Raw genomic sequence first — 6,579 nt, 5'->3', positions numbered from 1 at the left:
TGGACAAGGGTGTCGTGTGGAACGTTGGCAAGGTGTTCCACAAAGAGGGGCAGGTTTACGAATTTAACCTGCTGCCGGAAGAGGGTCATAAATACCCCGCCTTCATCAACCTCCAACAACCCTATTTCGAAAAGTTCATCGTTGATCGTGTCCGCGAAGCGCAAGCCGCTGGTGCGCCAATTGAGTTGCGCGGCAAAAACCGCGTCGATGGTATCACCGAATTTGATGATCATATCGAGCTGGACATCGCCACCCCCGATGGAAGCTATAAAATCCAAGCCGATTGGCTGATTGGCGCTGATGGGGCCTCAAGCCCGCTGCGCGGCATGATGGGGCTTGATTTTGAAGGCCGCGTTTTCCAAGACAGTTTCCTGATTGCCGACATCAAGATGAAGGGCGATTTGGAATTTCCAACCGAACGCTGGTTCTGGTTTGAGCCATCGCATGGGTCGGGTGCATCCACATTGCTGCACAAACAGCCCGATGATACCTGGCGGATCGATTTCCAAATTGGCTGGGATGTGGATCGCAAGGAAGAGATGAAAGAGGAAAACATCCGCCGCCGTCTCGATGCGTTTTTGGGCGATGTTGAGTATGATATGGTTTGGTCGTCGATCTACACGTTTCAATGCAAACGCATGGATCAATTCCGCCATGGCCGCGTGATGTTTGCCGGCGATGCCGCACATCAGGTGTCGCCATTTGGGGCACGCGGGGCCAATTCCGGGATGCAGGATGTTGATAATCTGGGTTGGAAACTCGGAATGGTGATCCGGGGTGATGCGCCGGAAGCCTTGCTTGATACATATTCCGAAGAGCGCGTGCACGGTGCGGATGAAAACATCCTGAATTCAACGCGGGCGACTGATTTTATCACGCCGAAATCCAAGGTTAGCCATATTTTCCGCAACGCGGTTTTGTCACTGGCCGGGGACCACGAGTTTGCCCGTCCCTTGGTGAATTCGGGCCGTTTGTCAGTGCCTTGCACCTATGATGGATTGTCGTTGAATGGCCCGGATGAGTTGGATGGCGGCCCAAATCGGACCCGTGTCGGCAGTTCCTGCCCCGACGCGCCAAGTGGGGACGGCTACTTGCTGTCGAGCCTTGGCAATGGGTTTCAAATCTTGACGATTGATACTGATGCACCGGATGAGGTGACCGAAGATCGCGTGACTGCCAAGCGTGTGGCGGTTTCTGCCCAAGACGACCCAAGCGGCGCTTTGTCGGAACGCTACCTTGGTACGGCGTCATCGGCTGTCTATCTGATCCGCCCGGATCAACACGTCGCGGCGCGATGGGATCACTATAGCGAAGATGCGATCCGCGCGGCCATTCGAACCGCTTGTGGCAAGGAGGCCTAAACATGAACACAGTCACCACCACGCCGAATATCACCGACCCGGATGGGTTTTACGCCAAACTTATCGATATGCATGATGGGTTGTCGGACGATGATAGCGCGGCGTTGAATGCGCGTTTGATCTTGGTCTTGGCCAATCATATCGGCGAAAGATCGGTCTTGGACGAAGCCATGGAAATCGCGCAGAAAACTGGCTAGCCACCAAATGTAATCTTGAACCGGGCGCCGTTGGGGCTTGGTTCAAGATGTAAATCGCCACGATGGGCCTGCAAAATGTTGCGGGCCACCGAAAGGCCCATGCCGGTGCCGCCGCTGTCCCTTTTGGTGGTAAAGAACGGCTCAAATATCCGCGACGCGTTGCCCTTCGACACGCCTTGGCCGTTGTCCTCTACCAATACACAATTTCGATTTGCGACGAGGGTAACCTTGTCGGCACCATGTTCTTGCGCGTTGCCGAGCAGCTGGGTCAGAACGATGTGCAAACCTTCGGCTGCTATGGGCAAGGCGGTATCCTCGCCGGTTATCTTTATCGCCATTTTCGGGTTTTGTGCATGCAAATCCTCGGCCAGATCATCCAAGGTACAGTGACCCAAATAGCGTGTTTCGCGTGCTTGGGCGGCGTTTCGTAGGGCGGAGAGTTGCAATTCCAACTGTCGTCGAGCGCCATCAATTTGCGCCACCAACACACGGTCCTCCCCGCTTAGATTAGGGTTGTCTTCTAGCAACTCCGTCGCGGCACGAATGGCCGAAACGGGTGTTTTTAACTCATGCGTGACGTGATCGGTATAGGCGCGAATGGTGGTCTCACGGTCGCGCAGGGCCTCGGCCATGGTGATAACGCCACGCGCTGTTGCATCAATTTCCTTGGTGCCAAAATGCTGGGGCGCGGGAGGGTTTTGCCCGGCTTCCTGCCCTTTGGCGTATGATTCCAACTCATATATCGGGCGCACTAAGAGGCGTACCAAAAGCCATCCGGGCACGGCGGTGATGATGGCGATTAGGATGGCCAAAACCACTGCCGCCTGACGAAAGCCGATTTCCGGCCCAAGGTAGCGTAGGGCCACCAGCCCGATCAGCGACAAGACAAGCGTTCCAGTCAACGCTCCGCCGATCACAAAGCCAAGGCTTGGCCGCCACTTGCCGGTCATGAACACGCCCCAAGGCGAATGCCCTGCCCATGCACGGTTTCCAGTGCATTTTGGCAGCCTGCATCGCTTAGCTTGCGCCGCAGATTGCGGAGGTGACTGTCGAGGGTCCGGTCCGAAACATCGCTTCTTGCGCCCCAAATGGCGGTGATCAGCTGATTGCGCGACATGAGTTGCGCCGGGGCCTGCAAGAATTGGTCCAGTAGCGAAAATTCGGTGGCGGTTAAAGCGACCTCTTGAGTGCCTACGGCACAATGACGGGCGGCGCGGTCCAATGTGATGAGCCCATGTTTAGACGTCGTCAAAGGCACCGAGGCAGAATTGCTGCGCTTTAGAATGGCACGGACGCGGGCGACCAATTCGCGGGGGCTAAAGGGTTTGGTGACATAGTCATCGGCCCCAAGCTCCAAACCCAAAATCCGGTCAATTTCGTCATCCCGCGCGGTCAGAAATAGTATTGGAACCTCGGATGTGGCACGGATTTTGCGACAGACCTCAAACCCGTCGACCTCGGGCAGTCCGATATCAAGCACGATCAGGTCGGGGTTTTCACGGGCCACATGCGTGAGCGCCGATCGCCCGTCAGAGGCGGTCAAAACCCTATACCCGGCGCGTTCCAACGCAATGCGCACCAAATCGCGCAACCGGGCATCATCATCCACCACAAGGATGTTCATTTCAATTTCTCCGCCAAGACTTGATTGCTGTTATCATAGAGACCAGAGCGCCAATTGCGAAAGCCCCATTCCTGCCAGTTGTCCAGTGTGTTCAATTGGTTGATCGGGCAGTAGTTGGCCAATCCATTTGCGTCTGGATGCCCCAAGGCCCCGCGGGCAGTTGGGTTCAAGGTACAGATGTAGTCGAAGTCGGGCTTTGCCATTGTTAGGTTCTGATGAACGATATGACCGGCAAAGTTTACGAAACAGCATGTGAATAAGACAGCCGTTGCAAGGCCGCCCCAGCGAGTGAAAAGCCAAACATTGGTTTTGTCGCAGCGGGCTTGCCACGCAACCAAAGTGAGGCCAACAGCAACCAGCCCGATCCAAATCATTGCAAAGATGCGCAGGTAGGTGAGGCCATAGGCACCGACATAGAGATCAAGGCGCAGCATCGCAGACAGGCACAGCAGGATATTTTGTGCCAACCACAGATACATGAGCGGTTTCAATGCGCGATGTTCGCCTAAAAAGGGCCGCGCTAAAAGGGCGAAGCCACCCGCAAGCAGGGCGGTGGCCAACAACGGGTAAGATCCGCGATGCGCATAGCTTGCATAACTCATGTTATCGGGAAGCGACGCACCACCGACAAAAATGCCAAGGTCCATTGCGGTTTGAACACCAATGACGGTGTTGAACATCCAAAGTGCCCGAAGGCAGGAGGTTTTGGTCAGGCCAAATAGGTTTGCCTCGCGGATTTCGGCGGCTACGCGCACATTAGGCAGCGGAATACTTGTGGCGTCAGCAACTAAAAAGGGGGCAAATAGAACCGCAACGCCCAACCAGAACAGGCCGCGGGCCATCAAATCGCCGAACTGAATGTCGATGGACATGGCCTGAAGCAGGATTGGATTTGCCATCAGGAGAAGCCCGCCAAACACCAATGCCCCACCAACCGGAAACGCCCAAGAGCGCAGCGTGTGAGTTATTCTCGGGGTTGAAGGCAAGGTTTTGAGATTGACGACATATACCAATGAGCGGGTGAACTTTTCAAAGTAGCCGGCAAACAGTGTCCAAAGCCCCTCAACCATATCAAGAGCGGACGGAGTTTCGCGACGTGCCCATACCAAGGCTAGGGCAAAGCTGAGCACCAAAAAGAGGCAGGAGAGTAGCTGGACATATTCGATGATTGGCAAGCTGCCGATCAGCAACAAAACTGCTGGGCGAACAAGGCGTGATCGTGGGCGGATGTCGGCGGTCGCGACAAAAAACAAAGCTATGGTGAACAATGCGAGGGAAATACCGACCTCGACCTCCCAAAACAATCTGTCCGCAAGCGCAACGATCAGCAAAAGGGCAAGCGATTTGGGTAATGCAGTGTCGCGGCGTTCGTGGTCGGTATCCGAGGGCGGCGGGGTTTGGTCGTCGCTGAACCACCAGGCGTCTCTGGCAAGTGCATTGGGCAAGCCGCGGCGTTCGAATGTTGGTGTCATTGATTTGTCCCTCTTTTGTTAAGAGGGGTTGTGCGGGATTGAGCGTGCAGTTCCGGATGGGGAGTTGTGCAGGTTTTGTGCAGGCAGCTGGTTTTGCCAAAGAAAAGCGCCGCTTGGAGGGTCCAAACGGCGCTTGTTGATACTGTTGGAGGCTTTTTAGCCGGAAAAGGCTTGTATCGTCAAAAAGATCACAGCAGAGAGCAGGGCCGCAGCGGGCACGGTGATGATCCACGCGGCGATGATCGTCATGAAGTGGGAGCGGCGCACCAGTTTGCGACGACGGCGTTCCTGCGAGGTCAGGGCCGGGCGATCCGGCACAGCCAGACGAGCCTTGCGCAAACGACGCTCGGAATCCCATTCGCGGAAAAACCCGACACCGAACACACCGCCAACGGCGATATGGGTCGAGCTAACCGGTAGGCCCAGCCAGCTGGCGACGATTACAGTGATCGCAGCGGACAAAGCCACACAATAGGCGCGCATTGGGTTTAGCTTGGTGATTTGGCTGCCGACCATCCGGATCAACTTGGGGCCGAACAGGAACAAACCGAACGAGATACCAAAGGCACCGATAATCATAACCCAGCTTGGGATCGAAATCGCGGCGGTGAAATCACCGGTGCCTGAGGCCTGAACAATCGCGGCCAATGGGCCAACGGCGTTTGCCACGTCATTGGCACCATGCGCAAAGCTTAGCAACGCGGCGGAAACCACCAGCGGGATGCCAAACAGAACCTTGAGCGATTTGTTGCGGTTTTCAAGGCCGACAGATTGCTTGCGGATGATCGGGATCATCGCCAGCCAGATGCCAACACCAACCGCACCGCCAATCATGATGGCAGTCGGGAGATCAATCTTGATGATTTTTTTCAGGCCTTTGAGCGCAAGGTATGATGCAAACGCACCGGCCATAATACCAACCAAAACCGGCACCCATTTGCGGGCCTGTGCGATTTTGTCGTCCTGGTAAACGATCTTTGCCTTGATGAACCAAAGGAACCCGGCGGCAATCAGCCCGCCCAAAGCGGGGGAGATCACCCAACTTGCCGCGATCTTGCCCATGGTGGCCCAGCCAACGGCACCAAATCCGGCGGCCGCGATCCCGGCCCCCATAACACCGCCAACCACCGAATGGGTTGTCGATACCGGTGCGCCTACCCAAGTGGCGAGGTTTACCCAAAGCGCCGAGGACAACAAGGCTGCGAGCATGGCCCAGATAAAGACCTCGGATGTTTGCATGCTTTCAGGGGCGATGATGCCCTTGGCGATGGTTTTCACCACATCCCCACCGGCCAAAAGCGCGCCGGCGCTTTCGAAAATTGCTGCGATTGCGATGGCTCCCCCCAAGGTTAGCGCATTCGCCCCAACCGCCGGGCCCATATTGTTGGCGACATCGTTCGCACCAATGTTAAGCGCCATATAGGCCCCAAACCCGGCGGCGATCACCACAACCATTGTGTTGTCGGATTCGCCAAATAGCAGCATGGCGAGGAAGCCGGCGATCACGATAAAGATGGCGGCAATGCCAGGGCCAACCATCGGGCGGGCGACATAGGCCGTGGCCTTTTCCATCGTGGAAAATCGGCCAAGATCGCGATCAAGCGTATCAAGATGGTCTGGGTCGAAGTTGTTCTGTGTCATGGCACCCCACCGTCACAAATCCGTTACGTTTTCGTTACGTTCGGTAGTCTGCTTAGGCCTTCAAATCAACAGTTGACAGGTGTGTCATCTGACTTGCGGGTGGGCAAAATGTCACTGTCGCTTTGGTACAAATAAAATATACCAATTAAAGCGGCGTTTGGATTGGTACACTGACACCTTTAACCTGCCGGCTTTGGGCGCGGGGTCCCTTCGCGGAGGTCATATCTGACTGCTGGACGTGTGGTTTTTCGAGGCAATTGAATTGGCGTTGTCCAAATGGTCAA

General features: G+C 55.6%; 6 protein-coding genes. 2 read left to right on the top strand and 4 right to left on the bottom strand.

What is annotated here, in order from left to right; translation table 11 throughout:
• Window positions 1-1,361, top strand: a 1,361-nt coding sequence (locus tag AC5EFR_RS03655; protein WP_493574602.1) for an FAD-dependent monooxygenase, incomplete at its 5' end; no start/stop codon positions are given.
• Between the two features lie 2 nt (window positions 1,362-1,363).
• The gene (locus AC5EFR_RS03650) at window positions 1,364-1,558 is read left to right on the top strand and encodes a DUF2783 domain-containing protein (RefSeq protein ID WP_299926777.1); all 195 of its coding nucleotides are present in this window, start codon (window positions 1,364-1,366) and stop codon (window positions 1,556-1,558) included.
• On the opposite strand, the gene AC5EFR_RS03645 is transcribed toward AC5EFR_RS03650, so the two are convergent.
• The 4 genes from AC5EFR_RS03645 to AC5EFR_RS03630 all read right to left on the bottom strand — a co-directional run bounded on the left by AC5EFR_RS03645 (window position 1,555) and on the right by AC5EFR_RS03630 (window position 6,295).
• The gene (locus AC5EFR_RS03645; RefSeq protein ID WP_493574601.1) at window positions 1,555-2,508 is read right to left on the bottom strand and encodes a sensor histidine kinase; all 954 of its coding nucleotides are present in this window, start codon (window positions 2,506-2,508) and stop codon (window positions 1,555-1,557) included. The two genes, AC5EFR_RS03650 and AC5EFR_RS03645, sit on opposite strands and share 4 nt — an antisense overlap.
• Entirely contained in the window at window positions 2,505-3,182 is a 678-nt protein-coding gene (locus tag AC5EFR_RS03640; RefSeq protein WP_493574600.1) for a response regulator transcription factor, read from the bottom strand. The genes AC5EFR_RS03645 and AC5EFR_RS03640 overlap by 4 nt, the downstream gene beginning before the upstream one ends.
• Window positions 3,179-4,654: a DUF4153 domain-containing protein gene (locus AC5EFR_RS03635; RefSeq protein WP_493574599.1), complete on the bottom strand. Its 1,476-nt coding sequence runs from the start codon at window positions 4,652-4,654 to the stop codon at window positions 3,179-3,181. The genes AC5EFR_RS03640 and AC5EFR_RS03635 overlap by 4 nt, the downstream gene beginning before the upstream one ends.
• 156 nt (window positions 4,655-4,810) lie before the next feature.
• Window positions 4,811-6,295, bottom strand: a complete 1,485-nt coding sequence (locus tag AC5EFR_RS03630) for an inorganic phosphate transporter (RefSeq protein WP_493574598.1) — start codon at window positions 6,293-6,295, stop codon at window positions 4,811-4,813.
• Window positions 6,296-6,579 lie beyond the last annotated feature (284 nt).

This window comes from Pelagimonas sp. (genome assembly GCF_058892305.1).
This window is presented reverse-complemented; position numbering and strand designations above follow the sequence as displayed.